The sequence below is a fragment of the Thalassotalea montiporae genome, from assembly GCF_053485855.1.
Window position 1 is genome coordinate 123,740 of sequence record NZ_JBQRUO010000006.1, and the last position, 17,004, is coordinate 140,743.

14 protein-coding genes are annotated in these 17,004 nt (G+C 43.1%); 7 read left to right on the forward strand and 7 right to left on the reverse strand.

The window, feature by feature from the left end:
• Positions 1-30: 30 nt before the first annotated feature.
• A complete protein-coding gene (locus ACSLUR_RS15845; protein WP_116001140.1) occupies positions 31-753 on the reverse strand; it encodes a TcpQ domain-containing protein in 723 nt (240 codons plus the stop codon).
• A 97-nt stretch (positions 754-850) separates the two neighbouring features.
• Positions 851-1,795: an LpxL/LpxP family Kdo(2)-lipid IV(A) lauroyl/palmitoleoyl acyltransferase gene (gene lpxL / locus ACSLUR_RS15850; protein ID WP_448556318.1), complete on the reverse strand. Its 945-nt coding sequence runs from the start codon at positions 1,793-1,795 to the stop codon at positions 851-853.
• A 47-nt stretch (positions 1,796-1,842) separates the two neighbouring features.
• Between lpxL and hldE the strand changes: the two genes are divergently transcribed.
• A complete protein-coding gene (hldE, locus tag ACSLUR_RS15855) occupies positions 1,843-3,270 on the forward strand; it encodes a bifunctional D-glycero-beta-D-manno-heptose-7-phosphate kinase/D-glycero-beta-D-manno-heptose 1-phosphate adenylyltransferase HldE (protein ID WP_448556168.1) in 1,428 nt (475 codons plus the stop codon).
• 252 nt (positions 3,271-3,522) lie between these two features.
• On the opposite strand, the gene tolC is transcribed toward hldE, so the two are convergent.
• On the reverse strand, positions 3,523-4,899 hold the full coding sequence (gene tolC, locus ACSLUR_RS15860) for an outer membrane channel protein TolC (protein ID WP_116001137.1): 1,377 nt from the start codon (positions 4,897-4,899) through the stop codon (positions 3,523-3,525).
• Between the two features lie 154 nt (positions 4,900-5,053).
• Between tolC and ACSLUR_RS15865 the strand changes: the two genes are divergently transcribed.
• The 5 genes from ACSLUR_RS15865 to parE all read left to right on the forward strand — a co-directional run bounded on the left by ACSLUR_RS15865 (position 5,054) and on the right by parE (position 9,635).
• Positions 5,054-5,701, forward strand: coding sequence for an NUDIX domain-containing protein (locus ACSLUR_RS15865; RefSeq protein ID WP_448556170.1), 648 nt, complete (start codon positions 5,054-5,056; stop codon positions 5,699-5,701).
• Positions 5,688-6,155, forward strand: a complete 468-nt coding sequence (locus tag ACSLUR_RS15870) for a DUF1249 domain-containing protein (protein ID WP_448556172.1) — start codon at positions 5,688-5,690, stop codon at positions 6,153-6,155. The genes ACSLUR_RS15865 and ACSLUR_RS15870 overlap by 14 nt, the downstream gene beginning before the upstream one ends.
• Positions 6,156-6,202: 47 nt before the next feature.
• Positions 6,203-7,054, forward strand: a complete 852-nt coding sequence (locus ACSLUR_RS15875) for a metallophosphoesterase (RefSeq protein WP_448556174.1) — start codon at positions 6,203-6,205, stop codon at positions 7,052-7,054.
• A gap of 82 nt (positions 7,055-7,136) precedes the next feature.
• Positions 7,137-7,718, forward strand: coding sequence for a YqiA/YcfP family alpha/beta fold hydrolase (locus ACSLUR_RS15880; protein ID WP_448556176.1), 582 nt, complete (start codon positions 7,137-7,139; stop codon positions 7,716-7,718).
• A gap of 30 nt (positions 7,719-7,748) precedes the next feature.
• Positions 7,749-9,635 (forward strand): DNA topoisomerase IV subunit B, encoded by a 1,887-nt coding sequence (gene parE / locus ACSLUR_RS15885; protein ID WP_448556178.1) that lies wholly within the window; start codon positions 7,749-7,751, stop codon positions 9,633-9,635.
• Between the two features lie 148 nt (positions 9,636-9,783).
• Here the strand turns inward: parE and ACSLUR_RS15890 are convergent, their stop codons facing one another.
• The 4 genes from ACSLUR_RS15890 to ACSLUR_RS15905 form a co-directional block, all read right to left on the reverse strand.
• A complete protein-coding gene (locus tag ACSLUR_RS15890; RefSeq protein WP_448556180.1) occupies positions 9,784-10,500 on the reverse strand; it encodes a ZIP family metal transporter in 717 nt (238 codons plus the stop codon).
• Between the two features lie 235 nt (positions 10,501-10,735).
• Complete coding sequence (locus ACSLUR_RS15895) at positions 10,736-11,143, reverse strand: type 2 periplasmic-binding domain-containing protein (RefSeq protein ID WP_116001131.1); 408 nt, start codon at positions 11,141-11,143, stop codon at positions 10,736-10,738.
• 9 nt (positions 11,144-11,152) lie between these two features.
• Positions 11,153-12,343 (reverse strand): porin, encoded by a 1,191-nt coding sequence (locus tag ACSLUR_RS15900; protein ID WP_448556183.1) that lies wholly within the window; start codon positions 12,341-12,343, stop codon positions 11,153-11,155.
• A gap of 73 nt (positions 12,344-12,416) precedes the next feature.
• The gene (locus tag ACSLUR_RS15905; protein WP_448556185.1) at positions 12,417-14,036 is read right to left on the reverse strand and encodes a methyl-accepting chemotaxis protein; all 1,620 of its coding nucleotides are present in this window, start codon (positions 14,034-14,036) and stop codon (positions 12,417-12,419) included.
• Positions 14,037-14,619: 583 nt separating this feature from the next.
• Here ACSLUR_RS15905 and acs point away from each other — a divergent pair.
• Positions 14,620-16,563, forward strand: a complete 1,944-nt coding sequence (gene acs / locus ACSLUR_RS15910) for an acetate--CoA ligase (protein WP_448556187.1) — start codon at positions 14,620-14,622, stop codon at positions 16,561-16,563.
• The last annotated feature ends 441 nt before the right edge of the window (positions 16,564-17,004 follow it).

Consider the following 17,004-nt stretch of genomic DNA (forward strand, 5'->3'; position numbering starts at 1 on the left):
CACATTATCGGCAGTGGCAGTAACTCATCTTTAATAGTAGCTACGGGAATTGCTGATATTACCTGTTGAACTGAGTAGTCGGCATTTTTTAGCAAGGTAGTCTTGTGGGCCTGTTTGGAACACAATCGTACGCTGCTGGTAGCAAAAGTATACGTCTACGCCTTCAGGAAAGTGGCCGCTAATCGCATTACCTACTTGGTATGCGGTCGCCAAAATTTCTTTGTTGATGCGAAATGGATCTTTGATGACTAAATCTCGGTTTAATCGCCACATAACTTCTAGGCCATCTTGCTCTGCATACTCAACCAGCTTTTGAAAAAGTGTTGAGCCAGTTCTAAAGGGGCGTGACTCTGTTGAGCCTTGCCAATCTTTTTTTAATGGTCGTGTGATTACGGTTTTGGCTTCTAAAATCTTTTCTAGATCGCCGCGTGGTTCGGGAAGATATACCACATTATTTCTAATTTTCGGTCCGCTGCCTTTCTCGTCGGGACCTTGGATGCTGGCGTAGAAGCGTGACAAGCCCTCTGCTGCTTTGTTTTTTGAGTTGGTTAATGGTTTTTTCGCGTGTTGTGGTGGCTCAGTCACCTGTGATGCTTCAGCGGGGGCTGCTGCCTCAGCCGGTTTTACCTGCTCAGGTTCGGATTCCGCAAAGCTATCACCAAGCGAGGCAATAAGCTCGTGGTTAGCCAATAAATAGTAGGCTAAGCCAGAAAGCACAATGGCAAAAAGCCCATTACGGATCCAAAAATTCATTGATTATTCATTCATATATCAAGTGCAACTCAATATAACCATACTGAAAAATCAAAATTTATACAATTTTCTCTAAAAATGAGCAGGTTGAATACTGTTAATAGAGCGGTGGCGAATTTTCATCTGGCCTTGTTTTAAAGCGGCGATGTAGCCACATATATTGCTCGGGTTTACGGCTAATAGCTTGCTCTAATTCTTGATTGACACGCGTGACATCAGCAACGTCATCTTGGGTTGGAAAGTCTTTCAGCGCAGGTGTAATTTCAATGGTATAGCCTGAGCCGTCGTCGTTTCTTGTCGGAATAACCATATGCGTTTGAACATTTGGTTGGCGAGCAAAAATCAATGTACCTGTTGTTGTTGCAGCGTCAGGCACACTGAAAAATGGTACAAACAAGCTACGGTTTTTACCGTAGTCTTGATCTGGCAAGTAAACACAAGTTTCGCCTTCGTGAAGTGCGCCAATTAAGCCTTTAATATCACGCTTGCTTAGCATGTATTTGTTTGAGCGGCCACGACCACGGTATTGAAAATACTCCATTAAAGCGTTGTTGTGAGCGCGATAAAATACCACCATAGGGTGAGTGTAACCAACCCCTCGGCAGCAAATCTCAACGCTGAGATAATGCATCGCTAGCAGTAACACGCCATGACCTTGTTGTTGAGCTTTTTCTAAGTGTTCAAGGCCGACAACCTTGACTTTGCGTTTTGCCCGCCAATCTGGCCACCACCAGCCCATGCCCGTTTCAAGCAGGGCAATTCCTGTATTTTCAAAATTCTTTTTAAGGACTTGTTGGCGTTCTTCTTCTGGCATGTCAGGAAAACATAATGCCAAATTGCGCTGGGCAACATGTTTGCGTTTGCCCCCAATTTTATAGAGTAAACGGCCAAGTTGCTTGCCCAGTGCGAGCTGCAATTTATAAGGTAGCCAAGAAATAGCGTACATCACCAATACGCCAATCCATGTGAGCCAATATTTAGGTAGGAAAAAAGACAGTTTAAAGTTCGGCTGTAATATTTTATTTTTGCTCACGGGATACATTCTAGGCATGATAAACTATTGGCATTATACATATTTTGGAAGTCAGGATGAAAGTAGATATTCCTTCCTTTGCCAAAGCGCGCGTGCTAGTTGCAGGCGATATTATGCTAGATAGATACTGGCAAGGTTCAACCCAGCGTATTTCTCCAGAAGCGCCAGTTCCTGTGGTTAAAATTAATCAACATGAAGACCGTCCGGGCGGTGCTGCTAACGTAGCGTTAAACATCGCTTCGTTAGGGGGCTCAGTGACATTAGCTGGGATTACCGGACAAGATGAAGCCTCGCAGACGCTAAATAGCCATTTATCTGCTGTGAATGTTGACTGTGCTTTTGCCGAGCAAAGCTCAGCGCCAACGATTACTAAGCTACGTGTGGTAAGCCGTAGTCAACAGCTTATCCGATTAGACTTTGAAGAATCGATGGCAGCGCTTGATAAACAAGCACTTCATGAATTAATTAACGCTAAGCTGGCGGATCACGATGTCTTACTGCTGTCTGATTATGACAAAGGCACCTTGTCTGATGTTCAACAGCTTATTCAGCTCGCCAAGAATAAGAATATTCCCGTATTAGTTGACCCGAAAGGTAGCGATTTTAATAAATATCGCGGCGCCACAATGTTAACGCCTAACATGTCTGAATTTGAGGCGATTGTTGGTGTTTGCGATAGCGAACGAGCCATCGTTGATAAAGGTCAACAGTTGCTTGTTGACTTGGAATTAGATGCGCTGCTTATTACTCGCAGTGAGCAAGGGATGACACTGCTTCGCAAAGACTGTGAAGAGTTTCACTTACCTGCGCTTGCCCGTGAAGTATATGATGTGACGGGTGCTGGTGACACGGTTATTGCCACGTTAGCACTTGCAGTTGCGAGCCAAGCGCACTTGACCCAAGCATCAGCATTAGCCAACTTAGCAGCGGGTATTGTAGTTGGTAAGTTAGGCACATCAACCGTGAGCGAAGCTGAGTTACTTGCCGCAACACATGGTGGTCAAGAAAGTGGCTACGGTGTCGTAACTGAAGAGCAATTGGCGATCGCAGTAAAGGCAGCGAAGGCGCGTGGTGAAAAAATCATTATGACCAATGGCTGCTTTGATATTTTGCATGCCGGTCATGTGTCATACCTCGGCAATGCAAAAGAGCTTGGTACCCGATTGATTGTTGCGGTTAATAGCGATGCGTCAGTAACAGCATTAAAAGGTGTTGGCCGACCGGTTAACCCAAGTGATCGCCGTATGGCGGTTCTCGCCGGGTTAGGCGCGGTAGACTGGGTGGTTGAATTTGGGGAAGATACACCTCAACGTTTAATTGCTAATATTTTGCCAGATGTCTTAGTTAAAGGCGGCGATTATAAAGTTGAAGACATTGCCGGCGGCAAAGAAGTTATTGCCAATGGCGGTGAAGTTAAAGTACTTAACTTTGAGCAAGGCATCTCAACCACAGAGATAATCAATACCATTAGGTTAGAAGACTAATAATACCAATTTCAATAAATACTTGATCATTCTGGCTGGTTAAAACGCCCATAAACTGCGTTGTTATTTTTGAAATTAGAACAACTAGTTAACAAGAAATAACGCCTTGTTTATGAACCTTTTTCCTACGCCATAATTGATCAACTAATTAATTCAATTGGTATAACCGCAAAACTGCGTAACCGCAGAATTCCAGATACGAAAAAGGCAGCCTAAGCTGCCTTTTTACTATTTATCATCAAGTAGAGCGCTTTATTTTGCTGCTTCTGCGGCTAAACCGGCGTTAATATCTTTCAAATCTTTGCCTGTTAATGTGCCTGCGGCACGTTTTAACGCAAGAATTGAGTTGATGTATAGGTAGCGCGTGCTTGATAAGTTACGCTTAGCATCGTACAGATTACGCGTGCTGTTTAGCACATCAACAATAGTACGCGTTCCCACTTCAAAGCCAGCTTCTGTCGCTTCTAATGCTTTTTCCGCACTTAATACTGACTGTTCAAGTGCCTTAATAGCCGATACACCTGCAATTACTGTGTTGTATGCGTTGCGTGTGTTGCGAACGGTATCGCGGTATGCAAATTGTAAATCTTGGCTCGCGGCAACATAGTTGTGCTGTGCTTGACGAACAGCACTTGATGTTGCACCACCTGAGTAAATAGGCACAGTTAACGTGATGCCAATCGACTTGGTATCTAAATCAGGATCTTCTATTTCTGGAATATTCGGCAAGCGGAATGTGTCTTCTGAATTTGAGTATCGACCTGATAAATCAAGTGTTGGGTAGTGACCAGAACGGGCAATATTGATATTTTCTTTGGCAATATCAACAGATACTTTCTGCGAGATAATATCTAAGCTTTTCGCTTCTGCTGTTTGTTGCCACTCGTTCGCACTGTCTGGCATTGGGCGAGAGGCAGAAAAACGATCTGTATTCAGCACGAAAATATCGCGCGGGTACACGTTCGTTAATACGCGAATCGCTTCTTCCGCATTGTAGATATCGTTCTGAGCTCGAATTACCTGAGTTACAGAGTCATCAAATTGCGCTTGTGCTTCGTGCACGTCAGTAATGGCAGTTAAGCCTACCGAAAAGCGCTGCTTGGTTTGTTCAAGTTGACGCTCAATAGCGACTTTTTGCGCTTCAGCAAACTCTAAGGTGTCTTTTGCGCTTAGTAAATTAAAGTAGGCTTCACTCACGCGGATAATTAAATCTTGTTGCGCGATTTGATAAGCAAGGTCAGCTTGGTGCGCTGATTTTTCGGCATTGTCTAAACGCAACCAAGTATCGTGATGATAAAGTTGCATGCTAAGGCTAGCACCGTACGAAATGTTGTCATTCTCAGCGGTGTATACTGCGCCCGCAGGAATACCAAAACCGTTATTTTGACGAGCAATATTGTCTACATCGGTTTCTGTATATGAGCCAGTTGCACTGATCTGTGGTAGCAATACCGCACGAGCTTGTTCAATGCCTTCTTTTGATGCTTCAAATTGCGCAGCGGCTTTTAGTAGCACAGGATCATTAGTTAGTGCCTGTTGGTAGACTTGCATTAGGTCATCAGCAAATGCTGATGTCGCGCTCATCGCAAGTGACATCCCTACAACCAGGGAAGTTAGTGTTTTTTTCATGGGCAAGCAATTCCTTAGTGTGCGATTTACTCTTATTCTTGTAAGCCGGATATGGTACTAGGCTTAAATAACTAACTGAAACAAATAAGTGTTTACCAGTGTTATGCTTATGTAACAAAATATTATTAAACAGTGGAATGATAGGATATTTCGCGTGAAAGTTAAAAACAAAATTCATCAATACGATAGATGCGATGTGAACTTGCACGAGCAGCGATGCCGTTATCAAGGCTTTTTTCGCATTGATGAATACGTAGTGAGTCATCAACTGTTTAATGGTGGTGAAAGCAAAGTTTTGTCTCGTGAAATTTTTGAACGAGGTGATGCCGTTGCGGTGATACCTTTTGATCCCAAAAACAATTCAATCGTTGTTGTTGAACAGTTCCGAGCAGGGGTGCTGCGTTCAGCAGAAAATCCGTGGTTGATTGAATTTATTGCGGGCATGTTCGGCCAAGACGAAGCGCCAGAGGAAGTTGCAGTGCGCGAAGCAAAAGAAGAAGCGAACCTTAATCTATCGCAAGAGCAACTTATTCACCTCACCAGTTATTTTTCATCACCGGGTGGTACTTCTGAGCAAATTCATTTATTTGCTGCGCCAATCGACAGTGAAAACCTTGGCGGCGTTTATGGGCTAGATGACGAAGGCGAAGATATAAAAGTACACGTCTTATCGCTTACTGATGCGCTCGCTCTAGTAAATGATGGTACAATTAACAATGCGATGACCATCATTGGTATACAGTGGCTGGCATTAAACGCGCAACAGCTTGTTAACCACTGGAATATCAATGACCTCAACTAATGCATCAGCAAAACCTGCTTATCGCCCTAACTTGCCCAGTTTGATGGAGCTATGTGCTGTCAACTATATGCTGGCGCTAAAGTTACTGGCAAATAAGGAAGAAGTGGGAGAGGTCAGAGAGTTTTTTATCGCCGATAAGCTGCACTATGCTATTACGGTTAAAGAAGTTACCAAGTACACGTCACTTATTACGGTTGAGCAAGTTCAGCAGTTTGATTTTTCTGGCCTAGATAATTTACTCGCTCCTAAGATGATGATCCGTTTGTATCACGATGCACAAGCTGCAGAGGTCATCAGTAGCCAAGCTATTCGCAACATTCAGCCTAAGTATCATTACCCGAATGATTTAATGTTACTGCCAGATGAAAAATTGCAAGTTAATGCGTTTTTAAAAGAGTGGTTGCAAGTTTGTTTAATGCACGGTCGCTCAGCGGTGAGCAATACTGCGCAATAGCGTCTTATTTATTAGTTCTTATGTTGCTTTAACTTTGCTGAAACACCATGACCAAACACCTTGACTCTGCGCCTTGTTTTACGATTGCTCAGTTTAGCGACAGCCATTTATTTGCTGATAAGCAAGCGATGCATTATGGCGCAGATGTTTATCAAAACCTTGTTAAGACTTGTCACCACATTGCCAATAACAAGGCGATTGATATTGTGGTGTTCACTGGTGATTTAACACAAGATCATACAGTAGAGTCTTATCACCGCTTTAAGGCACTTGTTGAAACCCTGTTATGCGATAAAACCGTCTACTTTCTTGCTGGTAACCACGATGATATTACTGTGTTAAATGATGTGCTGACGGGTAAACCATTTAACCAAGCAAGATCATTTTCACAGAGAAACTGGCGCTTTCATTTGCTTAATTCGAAATCTGCTACGCCAGCTGGCTATGTTGATATTGAGCAACTGAGTGAATTTGTTTCTGCTGCGGTAAACTTAAGCACGAACAATAGCAACGCAGAAAATAGCGTGAGCGATGACAGTAGCCTAGAAAATGATAAAGCAGATGAAGAACTGTTTCAGTTTTGTTTTATGCATCACCACCCAGTTGATCTGGGTTACTTTATTGATCGCCATGGGTTAACCAACCATAGTGAATTTTGGCAATGTATGAACAACTGGCGTTCACTCAAAGGTATTGCCTGCGGTCACGTGCACCGTGCTTTTGATATTCCTGCACAATCGGGACTGAGAAATGTACCGGTTTATACCTGCCCAGCAACGTCAATTAAGTTTGCTCTCGATACAGAACAACTTATCGCAGAGAGTTTACAACCCGGGTATCGTTTGTTTGATTTCTTCGCCAATGGTGATATTAAAACGCAGGTTGTTTATTTAACTTAAGCTTGTTTAGCTCAAAGTTTATTTAGCTTAAGGTTGTCCATCTAACTTGAGGTTATTAAGCACATTATGATGAGTCTTTATTATGTCTAAAGAGGTTTTATACATTCACGGTTTTAATTCTTCGCCACAATCAATGAAAGCGGAACTCACTCGCACCTATTTGGCAAAACATTGCCCAGAAGTGGAGTTTCACTGCCCACAAATAATGAATTCACCTAATGCTGCGATTGCGCAGTTAGAAGAAATCATCAACAGCAAAACTGATGTTAGCTGGCACTTTATCGGCTCTTCGTTGGGAGGTTATTTCTCAACTTATTTAGCACAAAAGTATCAATGTAAAGCGGTTCTGGTTAATCCTGCAATTACACCTTATTTGTTACTTAGCGATTATATTGGTTGGCAAACCAACCCCTATACGCAAGAGCGCTATGAAGTAAAGTCAGCACATATGGCCGAACTTAAGCTGCTTGAACAGCAAAAAATCACAGAAAACTTGTATCAAGTCATGGTACAAACAGGGGATGAAGTGTTAGATTACCAACTTGCCGTGAACAAATTCTCCAATAGCCAATTAATTGTGCAGCAAGGTGGTGATCACAGCTTTATTAATTTCGCTGATATGTTACCAGCAATCACTGATTTCCTAGATTTAGTAAACGCCTAACTAAAATAATAACGACGATTAGAAAACCCGATGAGTGAACAATACAATTCCGAATCCATTGAAGTTTTAAGTGGCCTAGAGCCCGTACGCCGCCGTCCTGGCATGTATACCGACACAGATCGACCTAATCATTTAGGGCAAGAGGTTATTGATAACTCGGTGGATGAAGCCTTAGCGGGGTTTGCCCAAAACATCACGGTTATTTTAGATAAAGATCAGTCGTTAGAAGTGATTGATGATGGCCGTGGTATGCCAACGGATATTCACCCTGAAGAAGGCGTTTCAGGCGTGGAACTGATCTTTTGTAAGCTACACGCTGGCGGTAAATTCTCTAATAAAAACTATCAGTTCTCTGGTGGTTTGCACGGGGTCGGTATTTCGGTCGTTAATGCGCTATCGACACGCGTTGAAGTGACGGTAAGACGCGACAGCAAAGTGTTTGAAATGGCGTTTGAGCACGGTGAAAAAGTACAAGAACTGACAGAAACTGGCACAGTAGGTCGCAGAAATACTGGCTCTCGCGTGAAGTTTTGGCCAGATGCTAGTTATTTCGATTCGGCTAAATTCTCAACCACTAAGTTAAAACGTTTACTTAAAGCGAAGGCTGTTTTATGCCCTGGCTTAACCATCAAATTCCATGACAAAAACGAAGGCGAAAAGCACGTTTGGTGTTATGAAGATGGCCTAAGTGACTACATTAAAGAAAGCGTTGGTGACAGTGTTAGCCTGCCACAAGAGCCATTTATTGGCAGCTTTAGTGCACAGCATGAAGCAGCAGACTGGGCAGTTACTTGGCTACCTGAAGGTGGTGAAACGGTTTCTGAAAGTTATGTAAACCTAATCCCAACCATTCAAGGTGGTACACATGTTAATGGTTTACGCCAAGGCCTGTTGGAATCGATGCGTGAGTTTTGTGAGTTCCGTAACTTGATCCCTAGAGGGGTGAAGCTAACGCCTGATGATATTTGGGATAAATGTAGCTTTATCTTGTCGGTGAAAATGCAAGACCCGCAATTTGCCGGTCAGACCAAAGAGCGTTTGTCATCGCGACAATGCGCCGCTTTTGTTACTGGTGTGGTTAAAGACGCATTTAGCTTGTGGCTAAATGAACATACTGAAATTGCCGAAGCGCTTGCTGAATTTTGTATTTCAAACGCTCAACGCCGCTTAAAAGCCAGTAAAAAAGTTGTCCGTAAAAAGGTCACCCAAGGGCCTGCTCTGCCGGGTAAATTGACCGATTGCGGTAGCCAAGATCCAGAAAAAACCGAGCTGTTTTTAGTGGAAGGTGACTCAGCTGGCGGTAGTGCCAAACAGGCTCGCGATCGCGAGTTCCAAGCGGTGATGCCGCTACGTGGTAAAATTCTTAACACTTGGGAAGTGGAGTCAGGCCAAATTCTTGCTTCGCAAGAGGTTCACGATATTTCCGTTGCACTGGGTATTGATCCAGACAGTGAAGATTTATCTGCACTGCGTTACGGTAAAATTTGTATTCTTGCGGATGCGGATTCAGACGGACTTCATATCGCGACATTATTGTGTGCGCTCTTTACGCAACACTTCTTACCACTAGTTCGCGCGGGGCATGTATATGTGGCGATGCCACCTTTATACCGTATCGATATCGGCAAAGAGGTGTATTACGCACTGGATGAAAGTGAGAAAGAAGGTGTGTTAGACCGTATTGAAGCGGAAAAGAAACGCGGTAAAGTCAATGTACAGCGCTTCAAAGGCTTGGGTGAAATGAACCCTATGCAGCTACGTGAAACCACCATGGATCCAAATACGCGTCGTTTAGTTCAGCTTACTGTAGATGAACACGATGAAACCATGGAAACCATGGATATGCTGCTTTCGAAAAAACGCTCTGGTGATCGCAAAGATTGGCTGCAGAGTAAAGGTGATATGGTTCAGCTTTAGTTCTAATGTTGAACTAATTTCAACAAGTAACTAAAAAAGCCCGTGACCTCATAGTTACGGGCTTTTTAGTTTGCTCGGTTTTTTATTCAATTGTTTTGTTTAGTTTAATTTAGTTGTTTTGTCTCTCTAATAGACGCTAGGGCTGCGGTTAGTGTCCTAGCAGTTGTTGACCATAGAGTGTTAAACAAAAACCAAGTACTGCACCTAGTGGTGGCGCCCAGTGTTTTTCTAGGCGAGATTGTGGGGCAATATCTTGGAAGATTAAATACAAGATACCACCAGCCGCAAATAGCATCATAATGCCCAGCAAGCTTTGATTGCTTGAGAGCCAATAAAATCCAGCTAAACCAGCAGCAGGGCCAACAAAAACAAGAATGAACATGTAGCTAAAAATTGTTGTGTTTTTTACTTTATTGGCTTGCAGTTCTTTATAACTATTAAAGCCTTCCGGCAAATTTTGTAAGCCTATTAACACTGCCAGTAGCAACGCGGTTGGTGATTGCGTAGCAACTAAGCCGCCTAATGCAATGGCTTCCGGAATATAGTCTAGAATCATGCCCATTAGCTGAGGGTTTTCCCGCCGCTTTAATCCTAGGTAACGCTCTAGTAAGAAAAAGCATATACCACCAGCCAAAATAATAGCTACGCTTAGTGAGTCAGGCTCAATATAGTAGCTGCCTTCGGGAATTAGTACGAGTGTTGTCGCCCCGAGTAAAATACCGCCACCAAATGCGATAACAAAATGGCGAAACTCTTGTTCCAACCATTGATTTTGAATGTTTTCGTGACTGGCGAAAAAGGCGCCGAGTGGAATACATAAGCCCGCTAAGGTCGTGAGAAGAATTATGATCAGTGTGTCACTCATAAATCACCAGATAACAATAAGATAAAGTGGTTATTCTACGTTAATAGTACAAATCAGAATGTAAAAAGTCTTATGGAAAAGTGTTATCACTTGCACGTTGTTTTATGGAAAGTGAATAGGATAAAGAAAGCCGAATACTGAAGCTTTTCAGTATTCGGCAATAGAGTAGCGCTATAAGTGTTTTTTAACTTATTTAGAGCTCGCCAATGGTTAGTTAGATATGACTAATGTTTAGTTAGAACTGTCCAACCGATTTAACACTATCGTTGACAGCCCCGTCACTGACATAGCCGATTAAGTTTGGATTTTTACTGATCAGATCGACTATCTCGGCTTCAGAATCAACACTTCTCGGGGCTTGGCCTTTACCAGTGAAGACCAATTTTGACCAGTAAGCTTTAAATTGGCTTTCAGATTTTCCAACAACGGCTTTGAGAAAATCTCCTCTGAGTTGCCCAGATTTTAGATCAATAGGAATTGCTTCATCGCCATTAGGAAACTTCTTAGTTTTTCCTAAGAATATTTTTTTGACCGCCTTTTTATCAAGGGCATCGGCATTGGAAGGGTGCACAATAACAGTGACTGCTTGGCTGCTAAAGGCCGTGAAACACGAAGACAACAATAATAATTTTAATTTATTCATAATGAGCTCCTAGAAAACAACATCAATGCCAGCGGACATGATAGAGTAATCACCTATATCTGGGCGAGTATGATCTCCACTAATATAATCGACTTTGAATGCCGCATTGGGATGAAAATCATATCGCAGTGTAATGCCAACCGCATCAAATTCTGGTTGCCCTAACACCTCGATAAAAGTTTGCCCCGTTGCCAATAAAATTGGCGATTGCACCCCAGATAATCCCTCACTGTAGTCAATTTCCTGTGTTTGTTCTTCTGCGTGAACAGTAATGACAAATTCATTAAAGCGATAGCCAAGTGCGACGTACCAACCTTCATTTGTCGAGTCAGAAGATTCTTCAACGCCGTAACTAACATATTCTGCATCAAGCAATATATTATTGTAGTCGATACCAAAACCGGAAAACCAATAAAGGCCATCTTTCTCGTGCCAGCCCAAACCGTTAATAAAGTTATTAACATCATTGGCGGTTGCTCCTTGAGCAAGGGCTAAATCGATACCAGGTTGAACGCTTGCCAACACCACTGCTTGGTCAAACTGTTCTGCTTGAATTTCAGCTGTGAATACCCCAGCAAACACTTTCCACCAATCGCTAGATAAAGTGAGGTTCACCGAGATTATTTGATCTAGTGCTAAGGGTACTTCACCGCCAATGGCTGATAGAAATAAGCCGCCATCCCAGTTACCAAATGACAATTTGGTATCTAAGGTATAATCACCATCAGCGAGTGAAAACTGACTGTTTAGTGAAATACCTTCCATTGTGGCAAATTCGAAATTCGAATAAACCGCTGTTGGCAGTCGCGAAAAGTTGTGGGCGTAACCAACTTTTTCATATTCGGATTGGTGAAAGATTGGGTTAGCGAGCTTACCTATATGTACTTGGTGTATATCGTTAATTTGATAGCTAAGGTATGCCCACCTCGCCTCGACATCAAAGTCTTCTCTGCCCTCGGCGAAAAGTTGAATTGTCGCTGACAGGCCTTCGCCCAGCTCTCCTCTGGCTTGCAAGGCGAACAAGGACTCGCCTTTAAAGGTGACCTCGCCTTCATCAAGGTAAGTAAAGGGTGGAGCCCCCTCGTCAGAATCCGAATAGCTGGCTCGAACTGAGCCAAAACCGTTAAATTCTATTTGAGCAAGCACTTGAGGAGCGCACAATATTGTGGCAATTGCGGTTGCGAGATATTGTTTCTTCATTATGAGAGACCCTCTGTGGAATAATTTAATAATTAAGGCTAAATGGTTTGTTTTTGCATGAATTTTTAAACCTTTAAACCTTAAAGCCTTTGGCAATAATTTCTAAGTTGTGTGCTAAGCCCGCTAATTCGCTGCTCACTGACGCTAATTCTTGAGAAGCACTGTGAGTTTGATTGGTGCTTTGGCTGATATCGTCTACATGCGACACGATTTGGCCTGCAGCTTGTGATTGCGAATCGGTCGCGTGAGCTATATTGGTGGTCATTTCACTGATTTGAGAAACTGATGTAGTAATCTCTGCAAGCGAAGTGCCCGCCATGGTCACTTGTTCAACACTGCTTTCCGCCAACGATCGACCATTGCTCATTGCTCCTACAGCTTTACGGGCAGCTTGCTGAAGCTTTTCAATGGTGGTTTGAATCTCAACCGTCGAGTCTTGTGTTCTAGAAGCCAGCGTTCTCACCTCGTCAGCAACAACGGCAAAACCACGTCCTTGCTCGCCCGCTCGCGCCGCTTCAATTGCTGCGTTAAGCGCCAATAAATTAGTTTGTTCGGCAATGCCTCTGATCACGTCAAGCACAACGCCTACTTGATTAGCGTCACTATCTAGGTGGTCAATCACTTCGGAAGAATCTTCAACGGTTTTCGCCAGTTGGTGAATTGTTTCAACCGTCTTGGCAACAACATCCGCGCCTTCAGTAGAAATTGTACGAGTTTGTGTTGCTGTGTCGGCAGCTAGGGCGGCGCTATCAGCAACGCTTTTGACACTGTGGTTTAAATCATCAACAGCGGCTTTGGTGTTGTGTGCACCATCTTGTTGGAGCTGAGTAATGGTATTGGTTTGTTCCGCATTAGCACTGACTGAGTTTGCCATTTGTGAAAGCGGTAAGGCGATATCGACCACTTGTTTGATGGTGTTTTGCAGCTTTTCAATGAACATATTAAAGCGATTAACAAGCTCACCTATTTCATCGATGCTTTTCGAGTTTAGTCGTACCGTTAGATCTCCTTCACCCTCTGCGATGTCTTGCAAAGAATTAACTACGCTCGATAACGACGATCTAATGCCTGAAATAATCGGTATTGCGGTGCCAAATAGCAGAATAATCGTAATAATACCGACAATAAACCCAATATTAACTAAGGTTTCTGCGGAGCTATTAGCATCGGTAATTGCCTGCTCAAATTCTTGTACTCGCGTTTTATTAAAGCTTTCCAGACCACCTTTTGCCTGCTCAAAGGCAGCATTCATGGCTTTACCCATTTCGGGCAATTTTTCAAAATCTATGGTGTCATTGATCATGCCACTGCTCAGCGTTCTAGCCTGTTGGTAATAGCTATTGAAGTCGTTTAACAGGCTTTGCTGATCAGATATAAACTGCTGGTCAGTTGCACCTATTTGGGTGATGGAATCGATGATCTTTTCTGATAACTCGTCTGCTGAAGCAATACCATCTTCATCCCCTGTGGTTACCGCAGCATTGAGAATTTCCGATAGCCTTACAATATCAACGGCAGCAGCTTCAGATAACTGGACGACAGGAAACTGAACGTCTTTAACGCGTGAAAGCTGTTCAACGTTGTTAGTGGCATTAAAAATGGAGAGGGCGAGGTAAATGGTAAAACTGATCGTGCCTATTACTGGTATCAAATAAATTTTTTGAGCAATAGAAAGTCGATAAAGAAAATTCATACTTTGTCCTCTAATTTTAGCTATCTAAACTGTAGAACATAAATTTCAATTTTGAGAAGTTTTGCCACTAAAAGTAGCGTTCCGATTCGCTAATATATCCTGTTGACTTTTCCTGCTTTTTTGCACTTTAAATGCAGCAATGGCGCGGTTGGGAAAAATTCTAAAACTAGAAATCTGCAACGAACCTTTTAGTTAGATAAATAGTTAGATAATTAGTTAGATAAATAGTTAAACAAAAACTTCATAAAATTAGCTGGCGCCACTTGCTAAGTAAGTGGTCGAATAGCATTTCAATGAGGAGCGGAAGAAGTTGCTATTCGGCAAGCGTAGCTAGATGCATTGCTGTAGTAGTACAGACAGAAGTCAAGGTGTAGTGCTAATGATAATTTGATGATAGTTTATACAAAGCGATTAAGAATGAAGCCAAAACATTCGAATACAGCACAAGAAGAAACATAAATGAACAGCTAGCGCAGACGTTTTTATCCACTATCAAAAAATAATAAAAACAAACGATTACAACACGCTAATACAACATATACACGCTAATACAGCAAACTATTACAACAATAAGAGTCAGGATATGAAGGAACTATTGAGCCGTTATCCGGTATCACCACAGGCAACACAAAATACACATATTAACGCTAATAAATATCAGCAAATGTATCAGCAATCGATTGAACAACCAGACGTATTTTGGGCTGAACAAGCAGAGCAATTTATTGATTGGTATAAACCTTGGGAAAAAGTCTCTGAGGTTGATTTTCAAACCGCAGGCATCAGTTGGTTTAAAGGGGCGCAACTCAATGTTAGCTACAACTGTATCGACCGCCATTTAGCGAGTAAAGCAAACCAAACCGCCATTATTTTTGAAGGTGATGAGCCAACGGATGACTTTCGAGTTAGCTATCAAGAGTTGCACGATAACGTCTGTCGTTTGGCTAATTTGTTAAAAGCTCGCGGTGTTAACAAAGGCGATAGAGTTTGTATTTACATGCCGATGATCCCCGAAGTGGGCTATGCCATGCTCGCTTGTGCACGCATTGGCGCGGTGCACTCAGTGGTGTTTGGCGGTTTTTCTACCGAATCGATAAAAGCACGTGTGCTAGATGCTGACTGTCAGGTAGTGATCACTGCTGATGAAGGTGTTCGTGGCGGTAAAAAAATACCGCTGAAAGCAAATGTTGATGCAGCGCTGGTTGATTGCCCCGATGTCCACTCGGTGATCATGGTCGAACGTACTGGCGTTGAAGTTAACTGGCAAGATCAGCGAGATGTCAATTATCAGGAAGTGATTAATCACTACGAGCCAATGTGTGAGCCTGAAGTGATGGACGCTGAAGACCCTTTATTTATTCTTTATACCTCAGGGTCAACCGGTAAACCTAAAGGGGTACTGCATACCTGTGGCGGTTATATTTTGTATGCCGCGATGACGCATAAATATGTGTTTGACTACCAAGAAGGTGAGATTTATTGGTGTACCGCTGACGCCGGTTGGATAACGGGTCATTCGTATATTTTCTATGGTCCATTGGCCAATGGTGCAACGACCTTAGTGTTTGAAGGCGTACCGACTTATCCAGATGCAGGACGATGTTGGCAGGTGTGTGAGAAACATCAGGTTAATATTTTTTATACCGCACCAACGGCAATACGTGCACTAATGGGGCAAGGTGATGAACTGGTAGAAAAGCATGACCGCTCAAGTATTCGTTTGTTAGGCACGGTTGGCGAGCCAATTAACCCTGAGGCTTGGCACTGGTATTATGAAGTGGTTGGCCAAAGCCGCTGTTCAATTGTTGATACTTGGTGGCAAACTGAAACTGGTGGCATTTTAATTACCTCACTACCTGGGGCTGTCGATATGAAACCAGGTGCGGCGGGCAAACCATTTTTTGGTGTAAAACCAGCGATTGTCAGCAAAGAGGGCGACGTTCTTGAGGGTGAAGCACGTGGTCGCTTAGTGATGACAGGCAGCTGGCCTGGACAAATGCGCACTGTATACGGCGATCATCAGCGTTTTTTTGATACCTACTTTAGCCAATACTCGGGCTATTATTTTACAGGTGATGGCGCTAAGCGTGATGCCGATGATTTTTACTGGATCACCGGCCGCATTGACGATGTGCTTAATGTCTCCGGTCACCGATTAGGAACAGCAGAAATCGAAAGTGCGTTGGTCTTGCACCCTAAAGTGGCTGAAGCAGCAGTGGTTGGCTATCCGCATGAAATCAAAGGACAGGGCATATACTGCTACGTTACCTTGATGTCGGGAGTTGACTGCCAACAATCCCTTACCGAAGAGTTGCAAGCCTTGGTCGCAGAAGAGCTAGGCCGCTTTGCTAAGCCTGATTACATTCAATTTGCGCCGGGTTTACCAAAAACACGCTCTGGTAAAATCATGCGCCGTATCTTGCGTAAAATAGCGGAAAATGAGTTGGAGAATCTCGGCGATACTTCAACCTTAGCCGACCCAAGTGTCGTTAATGATCTTATCGACAATCGCATCGTTCATGGCTAGCTGTCTTAGTTAGTTAAAACACACCGAGTGCTGCTAGTTTGCTGTTTTCGGTGTGTCAAATACCCATGCTACTTCAAAGTGCTTGTTTCAGTTGGAATTAAAAGCGCTTTAGGGAAGGCATTGATTACAGAGAATGAACGCACCTCTTTTGTTGCATGGAAAGCAAAATCAATAAAGCAGCATAAATCGCTTTTAATCCAACCCATTTTTTTGAGGTAGAGAGAGGGCGCTTCACAGGAATTCAATCTCTGCGTTGCAGCTTATTGAAAGGGAGTGACCATTCCGGCAAGCTGCGCCTTGACATTGAATCCCTGTGACAGCGCTGACCTCAAGCATCTTGAAACAGCATGGGTATATCATTTACTCACCTAATTGCGATAAAAGGCATCATAAAGCTTTCGCTTAACTGTTTGTTTTCGATTAAAATGCTCGACAATTTAA

Coding starts and splice junctions, on each gene's coding strand:
- ACSLUR_RS15845 (WP_116001140.1), bottom strand. CDS start 753: ATGAATTTTTGGATCCGTAATGGGCTTTTTGCCATTGTGCTTTCTGGC.
- lpxL (WP_448556318.1), bottom strand. CDS start 1,795: ATGTATCCCGTGAGCAAAAATAAAATATTACAGCCGAACTTTAAACTG.
- hldE (WP_448556168.1), top strand. CDS start 1,843: ATGAAAGTAGATATTCCTTCCTTTGCCAAAGCGCGCGTGCTAGTTGCA.
- tolC (WP_116001137.1), bottom strand. CDS start 4,899: ATGAAAAAAACACTAACTTCCCTGGTTGTAGGGATGTCACTTGCGATG.
- ACSLUR_RS15870 (WP_448556172.1), top strand. CDS start 5,688: ATGACCTCAACTAATGCATCAGCAAAACCTGCTTATCGCCCTAACTTG.
- ACSLUR_RS15875 (WP_448556174.1), top strand. CDS start 6,203: ATGACCAAACACCTTGACTCTGCGCCTTGTTTTACGATTGCTCAGTTT.
- ACSLUR_RS15880 (WP_448556176.1), top strand. CDS start 7,137: ATGTCTAAAGAGGTTTTATACATTCACGGTTTTAATTCTTCGCCACAA.
- parE (WP_448556178.1), top strand. CDS start 7,749: ATGAGTGAACAATACAATTCCGAATCCATTGAAGTTTTAAGTGGCCTA.
- ACSLUR_RS15890 (WP_448556180.1), bottom strand. CDS start 10,500: ATGAGTGACACACTGATCATAATTCTTCTCACGACCTTAGCGGGCTTA.
- ACSLUR_RS15895 (WP_116001131.1), bottom strand. CDS start 11,143: ATGAATAAATTAAAATTATTATTGTTGTCTTCGTGTTTCACGGCCTTT.
- ACSLUR_RS15900 (WP_448556183.1), bottom strand. CDS start 12,343: ATGAAGAAACAATATCTCGCAACCGCAATTGCCACAATATTGTGCGCT.
- ACSLUR_RS15905 (WP_448556185.1), bottom strand. CDS start 14,036: ATGAATTTTCTTTATCGACTTTCTATTGCTCAAAAAATTTATTTGATA.
- acs (WP_448556187.1), top strand. CDS start 14,620: ATGAAGGAACTATTGAGCCGTTATCCGGTATCACCACAGGCAACACAA.